Origin of the sequence: Pullulanibacillus pueri (genome assembly GCF_014639255.1) — a bacterium.
In the GTDB taxonomy this organism is placed as follows: Bacteria; Bacillota; Bacilli; order Bacillales; family Sporolactobacillaceae; genus Pullulanibacillus; species Pullulanibacillus pueri.
In genome coordinates this window covers 44,022-64,388 of record NZ_BMFV01000009.1, presented here as the reverse complement: position 1 = coordinate 64,388, position 20,367 = coordinate 44,022, and the positions used below count along the sequence as shown (strand labels likewise).

General features: G+C 39.1%; 16 protein-coding genes. 7 read left to right on the top strand and 9 right to left on the bottom strand.

Annotated features, from left to right (window positions below):
• Positions 1-21: 21 nt before the first annotated feature.
• The 6 genes from IEV91_RS07790 to IEV91_RS07765 form a co-directional block, all read right to left on the bottom strand.
• On the bottom strand, positions 22-939 hold the full coding sequence (locus IEV91_RS07790) for a carbohydrate ABC transporter permease (RefSeq protein WP_188496863.1): 918 nt from the start codon (positions 937-939) through the stop codon (positions 22-24).
• Between the two features lie 20 nt (positions 940-959).
• Positions 960-1,886 (bottom strand): ABC transporter permease, encoded by a 927-nt coding sequence (locus IEV91_RS07785; RefSeq protein WP_188496862.1) that lies wholly within the window; start codon positions 1,884-1,886, stop codon positions 960-962.
• Positions 1,887-2,275: 389 nt separating this feature from the next.
• Complete coding sequence (gene hflX / locus IEV91_RS07780; protein WP_188496861.1) at positions 2,276-3,532, bottom strand: GTPase HflX; 1,257 nt, start codon at positions 3,530-3,532, stop codon at positions 2,276-2,278.
• Positions 3,533-3,993: 461 nt separating this feature from the next.
• Positions 3,994-4,950: an acetamidase/formamidase family protein gene (locus tag IEV91_RS07775; protein WP_188496860.1), complete on the bottom strand. Its 957-nt coding sequence runs from the start codon at positions 4,948-4,950 to the stop codon at positions 3,994-3,996.
• A gap of 20 nt (positions 4,951-4,970) precedes the next feature.
• On the bottom strand, positions 4,971-6,323 hold the full coding sequence (locus tag IEV91_RS07770) for an APC family permease (protein ID WP_188496859.1): 1,353 nt from the start codon (positions 6,321-6,323) through the stop codon (positions 4,971-4,973).
• 304 nt (positions 6,324-6,627) lie between these two features.
• Entirely contained in the window at positions 6,628-7,338 is a 711-nt protein-coding gene (locus tag IEV91_RS07765; protein WP_188496858.1) for a glycerophosphodiester phosphodiesterase, read from the bottom strand.
• A gap of 493 nt (positions 7,339-7,831) precedes the next feature.
• Between IEV91_RS07765 and IEV91_RS07760 the strand changes: the two genes are divergently transcribed.
• Entirely contained in the window at positions 7,832-8,809 is a 978-nt protein-coding gene (locus IEV91_RS07760) for an LCP family protein (protein ID WP_229745467.1), read from the top strand.
• A 371-nt stretch (positions 8,810-9,180) separates the two neighbouring features.
• On the opposite strand, the gene IEV91_RS07755 is transcribed toward IEV91_RS07760, so the two are convergent.
• Together IEV91_RS07755 and IEV91_RS07750 are read right to left on the bottom strand one after the other, a co-directional pair.
• Positions 9,181-11,349, bottom strand: a complete 2,169-nt coding sequence (locus IEV91_RS07755) for a type IA DNA topoisomerase (protein WP_188496856.1) — start codon at positions 11,347-11,349, stop codon at positions 9,181-9,183.
• 248 nt (positions 11,350-11,597) lie between these two features.
• Positions 11,598-12,332, bottom strand: a complete 735-nt coding sequence (locus IEV91_RS07750; RefSeq protein ID WP_188496855.1) for a Cof-type HAD-IIB family hydrolase — start codon at positions 12,330-12,332, stop codon at positions 11,598-11,600.
• Positions 12,333-12,964: 632 nt separating this feature from the next.
• Between IEV91_RS07750 and IEV91_RS07745 the strand changes: the two genes are divergently transcribed.
• The 3 genes from IEV91_RS07745 to IEV91_RS07735 all read left to right on the top strand — a co-directional run bounded on the left by IEV91_RS07745 (position 12,965) and on the right by IEV91_RS07735 (position 15,977).
• Positions 12,965-14,299 (top strand): sedoheptulokinase, encoded by a 1,335-nt coding sequence (locus IEV91_RS07745; RefSeq protein ID WP_188496854.1) that lies wholly within the window; start codon positions 12,965-12,967, stop codon positions 14,297-14,299.
• Between the two features lie 139 nt (positions 14,300-14,438).
• The gene (locus IEV91_RS07740; RefSeq protein ID WP_188496853.1) at positions 14,439-15,194 is read left to right on the top strand and encodes an HpcH/HpaI aldolase family protein; all 756 of its coding nucleotides are present in this window, start codon (positions 14,439-14,441) and stop codon (positions 15,192-15,194) included.
• Between the two features lie 102 nt (positions 15,195-15,296).
• Positions 15,297-15,977, top strand: a complete 681-nt coding sequence (locus IEV91_RS07735; RefSeq protein ID WP_188496852.1) for a GntR family transcriptional regulator — start codon at positions 15,297-15,299, stop codon at positions 15,975-15,977.
• A 123-nt stretch (positions 15,978-16,100) separates the two neighbouring features.
• Here the strand turns inward: IEV91_RS07735 and IEV91_RS07730 are convergent, their stop codons facing one another.
• The gene (locus IEV91_RS07730; protein WP_188496851.1) at positions 16,101-16,688 is read right to left on the bottom strand and encodes a hypothetical protein; all 588 of its coding nucleotides are present in this window, start codon (positions 16,686-16,688) and stop codon (positions 16,101-16,103) included.
• A 341-nt stretch (positions 16,689-17,029) separates the two neighbouring features.
• Here IEV91_RS07730 and IEV91_RS07725 point away from each other — a divergent pair, with 341 nt between their 5' ends.
• The 3 genes from IEV91_RS07725 to IEV91_RS07715 all read left to right on the top strand — a co-directional run bounded on the left by IEV91_RS07725 (position 17,030) and on the right by IEV91_RS07715 (position 20,263).
• Complete coding sequence (locus IEV91_RS07725) at positions 17,030-18,346, top strand: ABC transporter substrate-binding protein (protein WP_188496850.1); 1,317 nt, start codon at positions 17,030-17,032, stop codon at positions 18,344-18,346.
• Between the two features lie 31 nt (positions 18,347-18,377).
• Positions 18,378-19,328, top strand: coding sequence for a carbohydrate ABC transporter permease (locus tag IEV91_RS07720; protein WP_229745466.1), 951 nt, complete (start codon positions 18,378-18,380; stop codon positions 19,326-19,328).
• A gap of 74 nt (positions 19,329-19,402) precedes the next feature.
• Positions 19,403-20,263: a carbohydrate ABC transporter permease gene (locus tag IEV91_RS07715; protein ID WP_188496848.1), complete on the top strand. Its 861-nt coding sequence runs from the start codon at positions 19,403-19,405 to the stop codon at positions 20,261-20,263.
• Positions 20,264-20,367: the final 104 nt, after the last annotated feature.

The window sequence follows — 20,367 nt, the reverse complement described above, 5'->3', positions numbered from 1 at the left end:
CTCCTTTTATACAAAGAAAAATTATTCTTTTACACCACCAATAGTCAATCCGCTTACAAAATACCTTTGGAAGAACGGATAACTACAAGCTATCGGCAATGTGGAAATAACAACCATAGCCATTCTCGTTGCTTCTTTCGGAATCGAAGCCATTCCTCCAGATAAATTAGCACTTAAACTTGCATTTTGAGTCATATAATCTATATTACTTTGAATCTTCATCAACAGGAACTGCAAGGGAACGAGATTATCACTCTGGATATAGAGCAACGCATTAAACCAATCATTCCAATACCCCAGTGCAGCAAACAAGCTGATCGTTGCAATCCCAGGAACCGCAAGTGGCAAAACAATTTTTGTAAACGTCCTAAACTCACTAGCCCCATCTATACGTGCCGACTCAATGATCGATTCAGGGACTGTCCGTTTAAAAAACGTCCGCATCACAATAATGTTGAAAGGACTTAATGCCATCGGAAGGATCAGTGCCCATACCGTATCTTTCAAATGAAGTAATGTAGTCATGACGATATAACTTGGAACCATTCCAGGACTAAACAGCATCGTGATCAACGCAAAGATCGTAAAAAACCGTCTGTATTTAAAATTCGGTCTTGCAATGGCATAAGCATACGTCGATGTAAACGTCACATTAATTAATGTCCCAATGACAGTCACAAATACTGTGATAAAAAGGGATTGCAAGATTTGACCCTTTAAATCTGCTAAATAAGTATACCCTTTTAAACTCCATTCCTTTGGAAACAATGCATAACCATGTACTAAAAGTGATTGCTCACTTGTAAAGGAGATGATAATGACAAAAATGAATGGGAAGATACATGAAAAGGCAAGCAAGGCAACTAAAATGTTGAAAATAATATCTGACTTTTTACCAAAAGATTGCACACGTACCTGGCTGATTTTCTTTTTACTCATTTGCTTTTCTCCCCCCTTCATTAGAATAGCGCTGATTCCTCATCAAACTTTCGCATGAATAAATTGACACCGACAACTAAAATACATCCGACTACCGATTGATAGAGACCTGCAGCAGCTGTCATTCCAATATCTCCTGTACTCGTTAATCCATTATAAATATAAGTATCTAGAACGCTGGTGACTTCGTATAAAGCCCCCGAATTTCTTGGGATCTGATAAAACAAACCGAAATCCGCCCTGAAGATGTTGCCGACAGCTAAGATCGATAGAATTGAAATAAGTGGAACCAGTTGCGGAATGGTCACATTTTTAATCTGTTGCCATTTTGAGGCTCCATCCACCATTGCCGCCTCATAATATGTCGAATTGATACCCAAAATACTTGCAAAGTAAATGATACTGTTATAGCCGACACCCTTCCATATTCCTAAGAAAATAAGGATAAACGGCCAATACTTTGGTTCGTTATACCAATTCACATTTTCCCCACCGAAGGCTCCAATGATGCTATTCAGCAATCCTTTGTCCGGGCTTAAAAAAGCGTAAACAAAATAGCTTATAATAACCCATGATAAAAAGTAAGGGAATAACATCGAGGTCTGGTAGATTTTTTTCATTTTCCTCGAACGTATTTCACTCAGAACAATCGCAATAAAGACAGCAAAGATAGTCCCCAAAACAATGAATGCAAAATTGTAAAGCACTGTGTTTCTTGTAATCAAATAAGCATTGTTAGAGGTAAATAAGAATTTGAAATTATCAAATCCTACCCATGGGCTATCCATCAAACTTTTAAAGAATCCGCCATCGGAATATTTGAAATTCTTAAAGGCCACAATATTTCCGGTTACAGGGACATAAAAGAATAGAATGAGCCACAATGCTCCCGGCAATACCATCAATAGAAAGGCCTTATTCTTCCAAAAATCTCTCAAAACTCGCATTTCCTATCCCCCCCTTCATCGGAAAGCGGTTTCTTTTTTGCTTCAAGTTCTTTCTACATCTCTATTTTAATCATAAGACCTTTGCGGAAAAAGGAACAAATTATAGGTAAAACTTGACGAATTATATTTATTTAGTGATTCATCCTCTTTCTATATCCCTAAGCCAAAAGTAGGAGAAGAAAAAAAGACTCTCGAATTCATTTGGAATTCAAGAGTCTTTTCTCCTATTAGTAGACCCTTTAATGAGGTCCACCGTTACTCTCCAAGCAAAAATAAAAAGAGCTCCTACAAAAATAGGAACTCTTTGAATAATTAAGCATCATGGATGCATTGAATTCTCGATCTGAAATTAAAAGTCTCGCAATTCCTGAGGGGGTTAACTCGAGATATCAAATGACAAACTCCTGATACTTATCAAAATCTTGTTGATGACATTCCAGCCTAAGGATCGTCCCTTCTTGTTCATAACGTGTTGAAAGAACATTGGCCGTTTCATTAAAATAGGAAACTAATTGACCTTGATCAAAGGGCACTAGCATTTCACACTGCACAAAATCTTTAAAGAGGTAGGCGCGAATCTCTTCAATTAACGCGTCAATGCCGATGTTCTGCTTCGCTGAGAGAAACACACTCTTGCCATCAACTTTTGGAATATCAATGGCCTTTAAATCCGCTTTATTGTAGGCATATACTACCGGGATGTCGGTAGCCCCCATAGCGTTTAATGTCGCTTGTGTCACTTCAATATGCTGTTCGAATTTTGGATTAGAATAATCAACGACATGGATAAGCACATCGGCTTCAATAACCTCTTCAAAAGTGGAACGGAACGCCTTAACAAGCTCATGAGGTAAGCCACTAACAAAGCCTACCGTATCCGATAAAAGGAACGTCTTGTTATCAGGTAAATGTATCTGTCTCACCGCTGTTTCTAATGTCGCAAACAGCATATCTTTCTCAAAGACTTGCTTATTCTTGCCCCGGTTGAAGCGGTCAACCATCGCATTCATGATAGTAGATTTACCCGCATTAGTATACCCTACTAATGACACAACAGGCACTTGGTTCTTTTGTCGCTGACTCCGCTGGGTGTGCCGCTCTGAAACAAGACGCTCCAATTCCTTATTCAAGGCTGCAATCCTTCCTTCAATTTTCCGGCGATCGAGCTCTAATTTGGTTTCACCCGATCCTCTGTTTTTAAGACCTGCTCCCCCACCTTGCCGCCCTAAGGACTCTCGCTTGCCAATTAAGCGCGGAAGCTGATATTGAAGCTGAGCCACCTCAACCTGAAGTTTAGCCTCACGGGTCTTGGCGCGCCTCGCAAAGATATCGAGAATAAGCATCGTCCGATCATAAACAGTACAATTCAACTCCGACTCAAGATTACGGATCTGTGAAGCTGACAATTCATCATTAAAGATCGCTAAACTTGAGCCCGTTTCCTCAAGTAAGAGCTTTAATTCCTTCAGTTTCCCCTTTCCAATATAATGAAAGGTATTCACCCGCTGCAGTGACTGTGTTAATTCTCCTACAACCTCCATATCACACGCGATCGAGAGCTGTTTTAATTCTTTCATTAGATAATCAAAATCATTTTGTTGTTGACGCTTCACTCCAACGATAATCGATCTTTGTTTTGATTCCATACATTTATCCCTCCGTTTTATCGCCTGATATCTGCGGAGAGTAACGGAAGGGTCCAAGAAAAAACCTGAGTTCACGTTTGATCCCTTATTTTCTGCATACAAAAAAGAGGGCAGATTCGCTCCTCTTTTTTAAGTCCATTTATAACTATAACGAGGTAAAACAAGACAAGGATGGCGTTCCACTAAAGCTTCCATATACCACCAGGCCCTATCTATCCCTTACTATAGGCTTTTTCTTAAAAAGGCAGACCAATCCCGATTACTCCACACACGCAGAGTCTTTGAGCACTATTCAATTAGTGAGTCAAAGGTTCCAATCGAAATTTCAAGAAATCTGCCATCAGTCAAAGCCTCCGTTCGTTTAAGTTGAATAAATTTTAACACAAATTAAATTATTCCGCAATCCTCAATCTGTTTCATGTTTCAATGTAGCTATTTAGCATCACTCTCGCCATGTTGAATCATTTAAATATGGCATTCGGTAAAAAAGCTGAAACAAGCCAATTCGGGGCATCTACAATTTCGTTAATTCTTAGATCCACCGCAACACTACATAACATGTAGGCATCACCCGGGGTGAGACCATAGGTGTCAACGAGATGTTCGATCATATAGCGAATGGCGTTCTGCGAGGCCTTAAAAAGGTCTTCACCATGCCCTGTTGTAACATAATAGCCTCGACTATCTGCTTCAGGAGTCGGTGGCCCTGGAATTTCATAACGGGGTTCAGCAATCCTCTTCCCTTTATGAAGCTTAAAGCGGACATTGATTTCCATAGAAGCCTCAATAGCAGTGCCACACACCTCACCATCCCCTTGAGCAGCATGTGTGTCACCAACAGAAAAGAGAGCCCCCTCCACCCATACTGGCAAATACAGTTTTGTTCCGGCCGTCAAATGACGAATATCAAGATTCCCACCATTTTTGCGAGGAGGGACCACACTAAAGTGACCAGGTTCCGGAAGCGCAACACCAATTGTCCCTGGAAATGGCTTAATAAATAATTCTATTCCGGGTAAGAACTCTGTTTTATGACGATGGCTCAAGTCATAGGTTTTCAACAGAGGCTCTTTAAAGTCCTCCGCTAATAGACCAAACCCTGGGATAACCCCAGTCCAGCCCCATTCTAAGGAATTAAAGTCTAAGATTTCAACTTCTAGCGTATCTCCCAGTTCAGCTCCTTTTACATATATCGGTCCCGACACAGGGTTAAGCGTTTCAAAGTCTAACTGGGTTAAAGCCTCTGCCTTTGCGTTTCTTGTAAGCTGACCACCTGAGCACTCCAAAATCTCAAAGCCCACCGACTGACCAGGATCAATCTCTAAGATAGGCTTTCGATCACGATCCCAGCCATAATGCATGTGGGATTTCATATCATGAATCGTATGGTGTATATGCTGGTGTTTATGAATAGTCATTACTCATCGCTCCTTAAGCTTTAATGTAAATCCAATGAAGTGTCTTTCTTTTGGACCGCAAAAATGATCGCAATAATAATGCCGATAGCCAACCAGCTTAGACCAAGGATTTTCGCTTGAGTGGCTAAACTGATCCACACATAACCAATGATCACAAAGCCAATGAGTGGCAAAACAAAGTGATTCCAGTAATCTCTACTCTTGTTTTTAATAATATAGTGGATAAACACACTCACATGTAAAAACAGAAAGGCTGTTAACGCCCCAAAATTAACAAAGGAAGATAAAACATCGACATTCGAGATAAAAGCAATCCCGACAATCAGTGAAATAATCGCTACAATGACCGTACTGATATATGGCGTTTTATATTTGGGGTGAACCTTTGCTAGGAACCTCGGTAGTTTGCGGTCTCTCGCCATACTGTAAAGGACACGGGAAATGGCGGCTTGTGCCACTAAAGCATCTGCAATTCCCCAAGCAATGGCTATAGCTATCGCGGTGAGATTCCCTAACCATCCTCCCCCGGCAATATCCGCCACCTGATAGAATGCTGTCCCAATATCATCAAAACTATTAAAATCCGGGAAGACTAGTGCTGCAATCCATGTTTGCACCATAAATAGGACACCAACAATAAGGAGAGAAGCAATCGTCGCACGCCCAATCGATTTAACGCCTCCCTTTGTTTCCTCGGACAATGTCGAAATCGCGTCAAATCCAAGAAAACTCAATACCGCAATAGAGACAGCACTCATGACAAGATGCATGCTAAAATAGTCTGGATCATATAAAGGCTTAAAGGAAAACTCTGCTCCGTTAACACCTTTGGCTATTGCTACAATACCGATAACGATGAACAGGGCGAGAACAATTAATTCAAAAATCAAGATAACAATATTAGCCTTCGCCGTAAATTCAATACCAAAGTAATTAATGATTGTATTAATGACTATAAAGACCACAAGCCATACCCAACTTGGCACTCCTGGCACCATACCTGTAAGGGCTTGGGCACTGACCACATATAACAGAGCAGGAACTAAGATATAATCGAGTAAAATGGACCACCCCGCTACAAAACCAACATATTGATTGATGCCTTTACCCGCGTAAGCATATACAGATCCCGCAATAGGAAAAGCCTCTGACATCCTCGCATAACTGAGTGCTGTGAAGATCATTCCGACCATTCCAATGAGATAAGCTAATGCCACCATCCCTTTTGAGGTAGTGACCACATCACCATAAATCCCAAACGGGGCAATAGGAACCATGAAGATTAATCCATAGATTAAGAGATCCCAAAAAGAGAGACTTCGTTTCAATTCCTGTTTGTAACCAAGCTTCTCTATAGCTGACTGTTGTGCCATACAAACACTCCCTTTCTTCCCCTTTATTTCTGATTACTGCTATTTTTTTGATAATTAATGGTATTATTAACTCACCGCACTTGTCAAGGTATTCAGTTTTAATTCACTTTATAACTCATAAGGAATTGACACTCCCCTCCCCCTACCTCCTCTCCCACTTTAAAGAAAAAAAACACCCACTAAAAACCCCGGAATAATCCACAGTTCTAGTAGGCGTATAGTCTAAGGCATCAAAGTGAAATCGAAGCCATTATAAAGAGTAAAAGATGACAAAGAGGCGTGGTCAGAAGCACATTAACCCAAGCTATCCTCTAACTTCCTCATAAATCGCCTTAAATCTTTCACATTGATCTGTCGTACAAAGGACTGATGGATATTGCAACATGCTCCGTATCTGTGCCTCTGAATTGACCGTCCAAGCAACCGGTGTGACCTCATGTCTTTCACAATCTTCAACGACCTCATCCGTAATATAGCCGACGCCAAAAGCTATGTATTTTGCCCGGATTTCTTTCATTAATGGTAAGCTCGGAGGAGTTGCTCCACTTAATATTAAACTAATATCAATATCTGGAGAGAGCTTGCGTAACCTCATCATCGCATAATGATCAAAACTGCTCGCGTAAACCTGATCCATCATGTCCGCTTTTTTAATGGTTTCTAGGACAATTGACTCTATTCCCGGATAAAGATTCCCTTTTTGTTTGATTTCAACATTTACCTTAATTTTCCCCTTCATTGCTTGAAGAGCCTCTTCTAGGGTGGGTATCGTCTCGTATTCTCCCACTTGTAATTGCTTGAGCTCTTTTAAGGTATAATCTTTAATTTGCCCCGTCCCATTCGTGGTGCGATCAAGTTTAGGATCATGCATGAGCACAGGGACACCATCCTTAGTGAGATGAGCATCCAACTCCAAGATTTCAAATCCCAAATCTACAGCCGCTTGATAAGAAGATAGCGTGTTCTCTGGATATTTCACAGGATATCCGCGGTGAGCAACACCTTTGATTTTCATAAAATCCTCCTCAATTTCATTTTTAAGAAAGCCCTTTCACACATTATATATTCATACGTCAACTTCGGCAATAACAGGAAGATGATCAGAGGCAAAAACATTTTCGACTCTGGGATTAATAAGTGTACATAAAAAAATCCCCACCTCTTCCTAAAGGGCATTTATTATTTGTTTCTAGTCTCACAATATTATGTTATACAGGAATAACTATTAAAGTTTATTTACTTAAGTTAATCAGCAATCTCTTTAGAAAATGGCCTTAGAAAAATCAAATGGGCAGTAAGTTGATGTCTCAATACCCTTACTGCCATTTTCCTTTTTACCATTTAATACTCTTCACGCCCAGCTCTTCCATTCTTGTAGAATAAAGTCTATTTTTGTAATATAATAAAATTATTGATAGTAAAATTAGAATATTAAACCAATATACACAATAGGGGTTAGCGGAGGATATATGAGACATTTATTCAAAAGGCGTTGGAAGGCGATATTAATGAGTTCACTTGTTGTACTCATCGTTCTCTTCGGTTTTGGCTTTTACGAATTTCAGAAATTACAGCCTAAAAATCATTTTAAAAATGCTCCAACCATCAGTGCCCCCACTACCAGTCAATCCACAAGGACTTCATCTACAGAGGAAAACAGTACCGATCAACTAAAAGATATTCCAAAACTTAAGGAGAATGTCCTGAATATCTTACTCATTGGTTCAGATGAAAGAAAAGGAAAGAATTTGGGTCATTCTGATTCAATGATTCTCGTTCATATCGATCTCAATAACCATCAGTATAATACCGTAAGCATCCCTAGAGATACACGTGTTCATTTAGATGGATACGGCTATACAAAACTCACCAGTGTCCAATATATTAAACAAGCAACAAGCGGGGCAAAGATTGGGATCGAAGCTGCTGTTAATGCCGTAAGCCAATTAACAGGTGTCCCTATTAATTATTACGTTGAAACCAATTATGAAGGACTCCAATCTATGGTCGACGCGCTTGGAACCATTGACGTAGATGTGCCTTTTGATGTGGAGCTCACACATCCCTGGTATAAGGAAAATAAAGATAAGGTGATCAAAAAAGGAACGCAAACTCTAGATGGCGAAATGACAACTGAATTGGTCCATGAACGCTATTCTTTAAAACGCGTGGATTTTGATCGCCAACTACTGCAAGAAAAAGTCTTAATCGGTATTGCGAAATCAGCTGTACAACCTAGCCATCTCACAAAATTACCTAAACTTGCTTCCACTATTTCTGATTTCTTAATCGCTTCTAATATGTCCAAAACAGACATAGTCAGCTTAGGACTAGCGTTAAAAGACGTCAATCCTGATCAGGACGTGAAGTATTATCAATTAGAAGGGCAATCCGAATCATTATATGATGACATCCTCCAAAACAATAATTCGCAAATCGTTCTTAACGAGGAAGAGTTGCAAGAGGTCATGAAGCACTTCAAGTAACCCCTTCTTTTGTTCTACTCAACTTTTATGGAAAAGAGGCTGGGACAAAACAAAATAATGAATACAAATACCGAACAATGCAAGTTCAAAGATTCAGTAGGAAACGGAGAGCGTAGTCAAAATGCGGAGACTCCAGCGGGAACAGCACACGTCCGAAGATCCACTTTGGAGCACTAAAAGATCTACTCCAAAGTTAGCTGAGGCCGTGCCCGTGGAAAGCGAAGTCTTTTGACGGAGCGTATCGCCTCGTGCTAAGAATAAAGAAAAATCCGTCCATTCAAATAGAATGTTTGGATTTTTCTATGAGTGAAATACTTCCTTCCCAACCTCTTTCTTGTTTGACCACAAACACAGTGGTTTGATGCCAAATTCTATTTATCAAACAGCATTTTCCAGCTGAAATAGTCATTATCAGCATTTTTTTCATACTTGAGTTTAGCTGTAAATGTATTCCCCTTTTTACTCGTTAGTCCTTTCACGGTCGCTTGACCATTTTTCAATAGTGCTTTGACCATCGTTTTCGTGGGCTTCTTCTTCATCGCTGCTAAGTACTTATCATTTTTCCAAATAACGAACTTGCATCCATTTTTCCAATTACTACAACCAAACCCTTTTTGTCCTTCGATAACGGCATGACCGCACAAGGGGCACTTCCCCATGACTTCATTGGTTCTTTTTTGTCTTTTGACTTCGAGAATGACCGTCTCTTTTTCATCCTTAATCTTGTCCACGGATGTTTTTGTAAATTGATAGATAAACTGTAGAAAATCCTCTTTACTGAAGGCCTCTTTCTCAATATCAAATAAAGCCTTCTCCAAGCGTCCTGTAAACTCTAAGTCAAAAAGATCCTTAATCGGAAAGGTCTCCACCAAATCTCTCCCCAAGGCTGTACAGATCAAGGATTTGTTTTCGGCTGAGATATAACCGACATCTTTTAACTTTTTAATCGTTTCTGCCCGCGTTGCCGGTGTCCCAATGCTGAAACCCGATAGGATCGCCATGAATTCGCCGTCATTTTCATCGCTATGATCATTTTCGCGCCCTTTTTTCTTGCCGCACGTCTCCATGACCTTTAATAAGGTTTTCTCCGTATGGTGTTGAGGGGGCTTAGTGACTTCAGTTTTAATGTCATGCTTCATTAAGGTCACAGGGTCTTGAATGTCAACCAAGGGCAAAAGAACGTCTTTCGATTGCACTTTCTCGACTTTTTTCCAACCCTCAACGAGCTGTACTTTACCTTTGGAAACAAAAGCCCCCTTCAAATTCGCCTCTAGCATTTTAGTTGCAAGCCTTGTCTCCTCATATTCAGCAATAGGCATGAATTGCATAATGAAGCGATTTTTAATAGCCTCATAGACAATGGTTTCCTCAGCCGATAGTTTTTTAGGTAAAACGTAGGTTGGGGTAATCGCACTATGGCTCTCAACTTGAGCATTATTAAACACTCGTTTAATTTTTGCAAACTTGATCTCGTCCTTGTAGGAAAGATCCTGTACGACGCGCTCCAAGACCTTAGCGGCTTTCCCAACGAGACTTTCTTCTAAAGCCATGCTTGCGGTACGAGGATAAGTAATAAACTTTTTTTCATAGAGGCGTTGAGCGACTTTTAGAACCTTATCCGAGGTCCAGCCCTTATACTTATTCGTGATGTGCCCTTGCAGGTTAGACAAATTAAAAAGAAGTGGTGGGTATTCTTTCTTCCGCTGTACTTGCTTATCGCTGACTACGGCTGACTTCTCTTTTAAAGCCTCCTGAATCGCTTCTAGCGTCGCCTTCTGTTTAAATTTATCCTCTTTTCCTTCCATGTAAGTGGCATGATAAACGTGATCATCCTTTGTTTGGAAATCGGCTTGAAGTTTATAATAGTTTTCAGGAACAAACTGTTCAATTTCCTTATCTCGGTCATAAATAATCTTCAATGTTGGTAAAAGCACTCTACCAATGTTCAAGGCTTTGCCTTTACCCTTTTGATATTTTAATGTCGCTACTGATGTGAGGTTAATACCGATCAGCCAATCTGCCCATTGCCGACTCACCCCTGCATCTTGGAGAGGCCTCAATGCTGTATTGGGCCTAATATTCTGTAACCCTCGCTGCACTTCGTCAGGTGTCCATTCATTTAAGAGCAGTCGAAAAACTTGCTTATGGGTGTTCTGCTGATAAATAATACTATCGCCAATCACTTGCCCTTCCCGATCAAAATCACAGGCTGAGATGATCGCTTCAACATCACTTCTCCTCATCAATTGGTGAATAAGTTTTAATTGTTTTTGAGCGTTGCGATCAGGTTTCTCACGATGCCTAGGATCACTTTTAACCTTGTATTTAAACGTCGTAGGAATAAACGGGAAGTTGTCCATCTTCCACGTGGATAGCCGTGTATCATAATCCTTAGCATCGTAGAGTTGTAATAAATGGCCATAGGCCCATGTCACAATATAACCATTTCCTTCATAATAACCTTCTTGTTTATTCTTTATCTTAAGCGCATCTGCAATGTTTTTTGAGACAGACGGTTTCTCCGCTAGAATTAATTTCATATCCAAAACCACCTAGAGTTTAAAAGAATAGTATGTACTGAGGAAAGCGAGAGTAAGAGTGTAGACGAGCCAATCAATGTCGAGGATGAGTGATGAATACAACTTATTTATTGCCACTATTGAGCCTATTGAAAGTTTAACACGAATTGTATGCCTTGACTAGCTGAAACAAGAATATATATTCCTATCTTTTTTGTGGTGCGCGCCCTATATAAAGACTGAGCGCCTAAAAACGCTCAGTCAACACGTTAAAACAAATAGTTTTGTATCGCTTTCGCCACCCCATCATTCACATTGGTGTCTGTTACCCCATCGGCAATCTGTTTTAAATCTTCACGGCCATTCCCCATGGCAATACTGAGACCAGCCTCAACGAATAAGGGGTAATCATTTAAACTGTCCCCTATCGCCATCACTTCACTCATTTCGATGCCGACCAATTCACCAATTCTGCGAACGCCACTTGCTTTTGTCACGCCCTTAGGATTCACTTCAATGTTATGCGATCCCGAACTTGTTACTTCAAGTGCCCATCCTTTAAGAAGTTCTCTAATGTCTTTGATTATATTAAGATTGTCAGAATGAAAGCCAAACTTCATCCATTTTGATGAAAGATACTTCTCTTGCCAGTTTTCTTTATTCACAGGCCCATCTGACGTGTATCCCCAAAACCAAGTCTCATATTTCACTGCGAACTGATGTAATTGTTGGAGATCTTCCTGATTTAAAAAATGACGCTCAATACACTCTCCGGACGCATTCCAAACCTCACTGCCATTAAGTAAAACCATCGGAGAATCCAAACCCAATTCCTTTTTAAAGGAAAGGATTTCTCGTTGCGGACGTCCCGTTGCAAACATTACTAAGATTCCCGCATCCACCGCCTTCTGAATCCATTTCCGATTTTCCTGGCTAACTTCATTAGAAGCATTAAGTGTTGTGCCATCCATATCCAAGGCTAGCAAACGAATTTTTGCAGGCATTCATGTCTCTCCTTATTTTTAATCTCTTCTTACTATACCATAGGCCGTAGCTGTATGAGAAAAACCGGGCAAGAGTCCGGTCCTTATTAAAGCAATGAAAAGGTTTTTTACACCAAGATGTACTGTCAGTAAGTAGCAAGTGGGTGGAGCGGAAGACGCGAGATTCGGAACTCTTATTCAGAGTGTGTTCCTCAGCACCGCTGACTCACGGATACCTAAACGAGAGTCCTTCAGGGACGGGGCCAGCGTGACTTCACAAATACACCTCTATTTTGTTCCGAGGAAACATACTACGAAGCCATACGAGTAGACGCACGAACAGGGGATTTTTGGTCATAAAACTTGATTGCCCATCCATACTCCCCTATGGCCATTCGTAAACCTGCAAAAAAGTCGTATCCACCTTGAAACCTCTAAACTCCACTAGCATTTTAAATAGATAAATAGCGATTAACTCTCAGACTAGAAAACCCGCGCAACAAATTGTTAACATCTCAAATGAATTGTTGACAATATTATTCTGAAAAACTATAGTATTCTGTAAGTGATTGTTACCAATCCCCTTTTACTCTTCTAACAAGGGGGAATGCCTATTTCATTTACATTTTGATTCAAAGGAGGCTATATTTTCATTGGAAATACTGGGTATAGATATTGGAAGTACCTTTATTAAATGGGCCGTTATGGATTTAGAAGAAGGGAAAATAAGTAAAGTTAGCCAAATAAAATCCACCGATAACATTTCCACAGAAAATGGAAATTATGAGGTTGACTTAAAAGAAATTCTCAAGTCTGTAAATAGCATTATTGATAAGTGCTTATATGATTATCAAGGCAACATCAATGGGATAATTTTTTCAACCCAAATGCACGGTTTCGCAATTACAGATGAAACAGGTAAACCCGTAACCAACTATATTTCTTGGCAAGATGAACGTTGTTTAAGGAAAATGGCTGCCAAAGACATATCCTATTTAGATCACTTGTCGACTTTTATAACAAAAGAAGAATTATCTAACACAGGCATTGATTTAAAGCCCTCTTTGGCTCTAAGTAACTTATACACAATGATTGAAGAAGGGTTCGAAATCAGAGACAGTGATCATTTTTGCACTTTAGGTTCAGCAATTATTTTTAATTTAACAGGTCATAATGTCTGTCATTTAACAAATGCAGCCGCGACTGGATTGGCGGATATTACAAGGAGGATTTGGAAGAAAGACTTATTAGAAAAGATTAAATGCAAAAACCTACATATGCCCACCATTGTGAGTAACATTGATATCTGCGGCTACTATAATTATAAGGATTATCAGATTCCAATATATCCTGATATCGGTGATCAACAAGCTTCTATATTCGGAAGTAAAGTTCAAGACAATCATTTAAATATTAATATAGGTACTGCTGGGCAGATTTCTATCATCACCGAAAAATTTACAAGAAACGCTGGAGAATTACGTCCTTATTTTGGCAACAGATATTTAAACACAATTTCAGGAATGCCTAGTGGCAGAAATTTAGATGTAATAATCAACTTTTTAAGGAATATTGGCTCTGAATTGTTTGGTAAAAAGGTCACAAACGATTTTATCTGGGAAAAGCTATTAAACAAGAAGCTTTCAAAGACAGGCTCCTTAAAAGTGGATACGGATTTTTTCAATGTGAAGAATGTAGGGTCTGGAAGTATCAGCCGGATTACAAAAGATAATCTTGTATTAGAAAATTTATTAGCAGCCACCTATGATGACTTTGGAGAAAAATATAAGCACAGTTACGATAAATTAGTCAATCAGTCTAAGCAAATAGATAAAATAATCTTTTCAGGAGGAGTCGCTAAAAAGAACGGTTATCTTTCCAAAATCATTTCAGATTTTATCGGTTTAAAATTTGAAATAAGCACGACCAGTCATGAAGTCTTCGCTGGTCTTCTTGAGTTAATAAGAACTAAAAAATCAATGGTATAAAAAGTGACATCATCTTTTAGCTAATTTATTCATTTATTTGTACCCAATTTGATTATTCATGCACTTTTGTCACTTGAATGGATGATTGCTTGATCGCGATTGAAAAGATCTAAAAGCTTTTAAACGAGGAGGAATAGTGATGAGTATATTAAAAAATTTGAAGGATTCATCATCCGTTTATGGAACAATGTTATCGGAAGTCAATAATGTGAATATCCCAAGGATCTTTAAAGAAGTTGGCTTTGACTTTTATATTATTGACTGTGAACACGGTTATTTTAACTATAATGAAGTAGCTAGTCTAATTACGGTTTCAAAACTATTAAATTTAGTAGTGATTGTTAGAATCCCTAAAATAGATAGAGAATGTATTTTAAAATTTTTAGATATGGGTGCGGATGCCCTTTTAATTCCTATGGTGAGTAGCTTAGATGAGTTGAAATTGATTGTTGATTATTCAATGTATCCTCCAATTGGAAAGAGAGGCGTATCCACATTGCGATCACATACAAATTATAAAAGGATTCACTTGCCAGAATATATGGAAATGGCCAACAAGACTATAAGCCTACTCATCCAAATTGAAACAAGGGAAGGACTAAATCATATTAACGAGCTTGCTAGCCATCCATTTATAGACGGAATTATTGTCGGACCAAATGACCTTTCTGTAGATTTAGGTATCCCTGGTGATTATGACAATCAACACATCAAGGATGCTATTCAACTAGTAAGTCAAACAGCGATTAAGTATAATAAATGGTCAGGAGTCATTAGCTCAAATAAAAAACTATTAAGCCAATCGAAAGAGATCGGAATGAAATTTTTTAGTTGGAGCAGTGAACTGGGAATGATAAAACAAAGTGCAGCTGATGGGTTAAGGCAATTAAAATAAACCTTTTTGAACTTATACTTATTATAAAACAAGTTGTATATCCAAAAGATGTAAACAGGTACTTTTTATCACAATTACACTCGTTAATAAGGTGATGTTTTTATGAATAAACCACTAAAGGCCAAATTCGAAAGGTCGAAAGCTACAACTGATGTATTGAATAAATTAAGGATTGATATCATTCTTGGCAAATATTCTCCAGGAACAAGATTAATTGAGAACACTTTGGCAAAAGATTATCAAGTAAGCCGAGGGAGAATTAGGGATGTCTTTAAAGTGTTGGAACAGGAAGGCATTATAGAATCCCTTGATAATGGTGCTACAGTGGTCGTTGGATTTAATGAAGAAATAGCTTCTGACATGTATGACTTACGTTTATATTTGGAATTAAAAGCTACAGAGATTTTATTAAGCAAAAAAATGGTGAGTTATAGTCAATTAGTAAGTGCCTTAGATAGAGTGGCGAATGATTTGAACCATTTAAACCTACAAGATCTTTATGATATCGACATCCAATTTCATAGAGGCCTTTTTATAGCAGCAGGCAATCGTCCAATCATGCAGGCCTGGGACAATTTATCCTCTACCATTCATTCCTTTTTATCAGTTAATACAACTACAGAGTACTCAAAAAACTACGCTATTGAGTTTTTTGAAAAGCATAAGATCATCATTGATGCCATCATAATGAAAAATCCGAAAGCTAAGGAGGAAGTTGAGAAGCATATATTAGATGCAAAACAAATGACATTAGATATTATCAAGAAGCAAGGTAATAAATAATCTTTATGTGCTAATGCTTGAAACTGAACACTTCCCCATACCTACGAACCCGTAAAACTCATTTAGCCCTCGTTTATTTACGGGTTCACTTGATGTCCTTCAATTTTAATTAAGTTCAACCAGCTAACTCATTGTAGTGGTCCTATTCCCCCTTCGATAAAAAAGCAGAAAGAAATGAGTGAGCCAATGTGCGATGAAAAACTCTAAAATATTGACCAAGAAAAGAACCCAAAGATGCATCCATTGGTACATTTGGAGAAGATTCGTTTTTTCTGTAAAGAAGCCTAATAGGAAGCCTGTACAAGCACTTGCGAGGATGCCTAATACGTACACGTTTTTCTTATGATTCAAGCTATACTGATAAACGAGCATAAAGAACACCGGAATAAATGACGTATCTATCGCCAAATGCACTTGTGGAATGGGAATCAGCGAATAGGGATGATAAACTAATCCTTTGAGCACAGATACAATGTCTAAATCATTCATTAGGACATGAATGGTGTAACCAAAAAAGAGAATTTGAAAGACCCTTTTCCGGTCTATATAAATAAGTAAAACAATTAATGGAACAATAAGAAAAACAGCGTTGAGCCAAAATTGCCACGTATCTACATTATTGTAGAGTTTCCAGTAATGCGCATTCAAATCTGCTATCTGGTGATTGAGCTTCCGTATTTGATCTAATAATAATTCCTGCTGATGACTCAAGGTAACACCACCCGGTGATTTTAATTGAACTTAATTTATCCCCCTTTTGTAAAATTATACTATTGAAGTATTATAGCCCAAGGGAACTTATTATTTAACGAGCTCCTTCTGCAATGACACCTTTTATATCTGAACAAGCCTTATTCACGAGACTTTTTTATGACAAACACAAAATATACAGGCACCATTAACCAGGACTAAAGACCCCCTCTATTTTCCCCGTGACATTTTCAACAGTTCTTGTTAAAATTTCTATAAGTTATTAAGGCGAAATAATTGGCTGCCTTAAGTTAACTACCCAACATATGTAAGCGTTTTCTAAAATGGGAGGAGGATAATGAATGAGTCACAGACTTCGTAAAGGTTTCTTGGTAAGTATCATCAGTTTTGCCCTAGTCGTTTCCCTTAGTGGATGCAGCCTGTCCTCTAATGGCAATGATAAAGTGGAACTAAGCTGGTTGGTTCGTGCAGATCCACATGAAAGAGTCTGGGAAAATCAAATGATCAAAGAGTTTGAAAAACAGAATCCCAATATTGATATCAAGCTGGTGGATGTCCCTCAGAACCAAATTGACCAAAAAATGCGAACCATGATTGCAGGGAAAAATCTACCTGATATCGTGGCACCAAACTGGGCCAATGGGGGCTTTATGTCTTATGCTGATCAACTCGTTGACCTTTCAGACTACGTCAAGAAAGATCCAGATGTCATTGATGGGGTTCTACCAAAGGCTCTTAATTTATGGAAAGTAAACGGTGAATTGAAAGCGCTACCTTTAAATACTCTTGGCAGTCTATTATTTTACAATAAAGATCTATTTCAAAAAGCAGGGTTACCGGATCCCCCTACCGACTGGAATGATAAGTCTTGGACATGGGATAAAATGGTGTCCTACGCGAAAAAATTAACCGACCCCTCAAAAAATATCTATGGTCTCCTCGATAACAACGATCCTTCTGTTGATGCCGAAATGTTTGGAAGTAGTTTTATTTCTGATGAAAGTTATAATAAAGGCGTTTTACTTCAACCTAATGTCGATGACCCTGTCGTTCACAAAGCTGTTAAAGCCCACCATGATTTAATTTTCAAATATAAAGTATCACCCTCCACATCACAACTATCAGCGATTTCACAAATTGGAGATCCCTTTGTTTCTGGAAAAGTCGCCATGACTATTAACGGTGGCTGGGGATTATGGGGCTATCAAAATATTGAAGACTTCAAATGGGGCGTTGCCGCTCTGCCCTACGTTCCGAATCGCCAAGATCGCATGTATATCGATATTATGAGTATCTCGAAGGATTCTAAACACCCGAATGAAGCTTGGAAATTCATGAAGTTCATTTACAGTACAGAAGGTTTAAAAAGCTATATCAAGACAACCCAAGGCCCTCCTGCCAATCAGAACCTTATGGATTACTGGCTTGATTTTGAATCCAAAAAATTAGGGATGCCCGCGGATAAATTGAAGGAAGTACACGAAGGCGCTATCAACAATGGAATAGAAGCCGCCAATCATATGGTCAAAGATTGGGCAACATTGATTCAGTATATCAATCAACCGATCAATGCCTACTATGGAGGAAATAAATCCTTTGACGATGCCATGTATGAAACAAAAAGACTTCTTGAATCGTGGACCACTGTAAAGAAATAAAAAATAATTTTAGGTTCTAGGGGTGATGACATTGAGTCTTGAACATTCAGTTGACACTAAAAAAGCACTTCCAACAAAGAAGAAAAGCAAGAGAAGCCCTAAGGCAAGACAAGAAGAACGGGCCTTCTGGATTTTTATTCTCCCTTGGTTGATCGGACTGATCTGTTTTACTGGCGGTCCCATCGTAGCTTCTTTGTTTTTAAGTTTTACCGATTATAATATCGTGTCTTCTCCGGTTTGGGTAGGTCTTGGTAACTATATTAATTTATTCACTGATTTTCTTGTGATGAAATCATTGGCTGCCACTGCCTATTACGCCTTACTTGCTGTTCCCTTTACGATTATTTTAGGACTTTTATTAGCCATATTACTCAATCAGAAAGTCAAGGGTCAGGCCTTCTTCCGCACGGCCTTTTATGCCCCGAGCATCATTGCCGGTGTCTCAGTTGCTTTTCTGTGGTCATGGCTGTTAAATCCTGATTTTGGTGTCGTCAACTCACTATTAAAACAAGTCTTTGGCATAGACGGTCCCAATTGGTTCAACAGTACGCATTGGGTCATTCCCTCAATGGCTTTAATGCAATTAACAGCTATCGGCGGAACGATGGTTATTTTCTTAGCCAGCCTGCAACAATTACCAAAAGAATTATATGAAGCCGCCTCGTTGGACGGCGCCCGTGGATGGGCAAAATTTATTCACATTACCGTTCCACTGATCTCACCTGTCATTCTATTTAATACCATTATCGCGATCATTAGCTCCTTCCAGGTGTTCACTCAAGCGTATGTCATTACACAAGGGGGTCCTGATTGGCACTCCTACTTCTATGTTTACTATCTCTTCGACACTGCTTTTTCACAATATCGTATGGGATATGCCTCAGCTCTAGCTTGGGTTCTCTTTATCATCATTTTTGCTTTAACAATGCTATCGCTATGGATCTCACGTCGGTTAGTTTATTACGAGTATGATAATAAATAAAGTCATTTAATCATGCTTATTTTCAGTTGTTAAAAGTGCTTACGATGTTAAAAGAAACGTCAGGAGGGCCGTTCATGACGACACAAACTAAAAAAAATTATGTACATGGTGAATATAGCCTGTTCAGAAAAATTATTGTCTATGTTTTACTCATTTTAGGGTTAGCGTTTTTCCTGCTTCCCGTTATTTGGATGTTGTCCACGTCACTCAAGACCTTGCCAGAATCTCAAGCTTTCCCACCAAAATGGATTCCGTCCTTCCAATGGCACAATTTTGTGGATGTTTTTAAGGAGGTAAATTTTGGTCGTTTTACTTGGAATAGTATTTGGTACACGATAGTCACCGTCGTTTCAACCACCTTCTTTTCTGCCTTTGCAGCCTTCGGTTTCGCCCGTTTGCGTGCCCGAGGACGTACCGTACTTTTTGGGATTGTATTGAGCACCATGATGTTACCACCGCAGGTTACCATGATCCCGCAATACCTCATTTTTAATAAGCTAGGATTAGTAGATTCTTATTGGCCCCTTATCATCCCGACAATCGGTGGCAGTGCCTTTACGATTTTCCTTTTGCGGCAGTTTTATATGGGGATACCGAAGGAACTGGATGAGGCCGTTAAGATTGATGGCGGAGGCTACTTTACGATCTTTTTCCGAATCCTTTTGCCACTATCTATGCCAGGGCTGGCTACGGCCGCAATTATGGAGTTTATGTATCGCTGGAACGATCTTATCGGTCCGCTCATTTATTTAAGTTCACCTGAAAAATATCCTTTAGCTCTAGGACTTGCCAACTTTACAGCAGCGTTTGCACAAACCCCATGGAACTTACTCATGGCTGCATCTATTATCGCGATCCTGCCTCCACTCATCTTATTCTTTTTTGCACAGAAATATTTCATTAGAGGTATCGTGATATCAGGTACCAAAGGATAGGCGTTGTCCTATTGAAAAAGAAAGAGCCGCCTCGCCCTTTTTGAAGTGTGGCTCTTTTTAATGCAATGTTCGCCTTTTAGAAAAACCATACTTATACTCCTCGA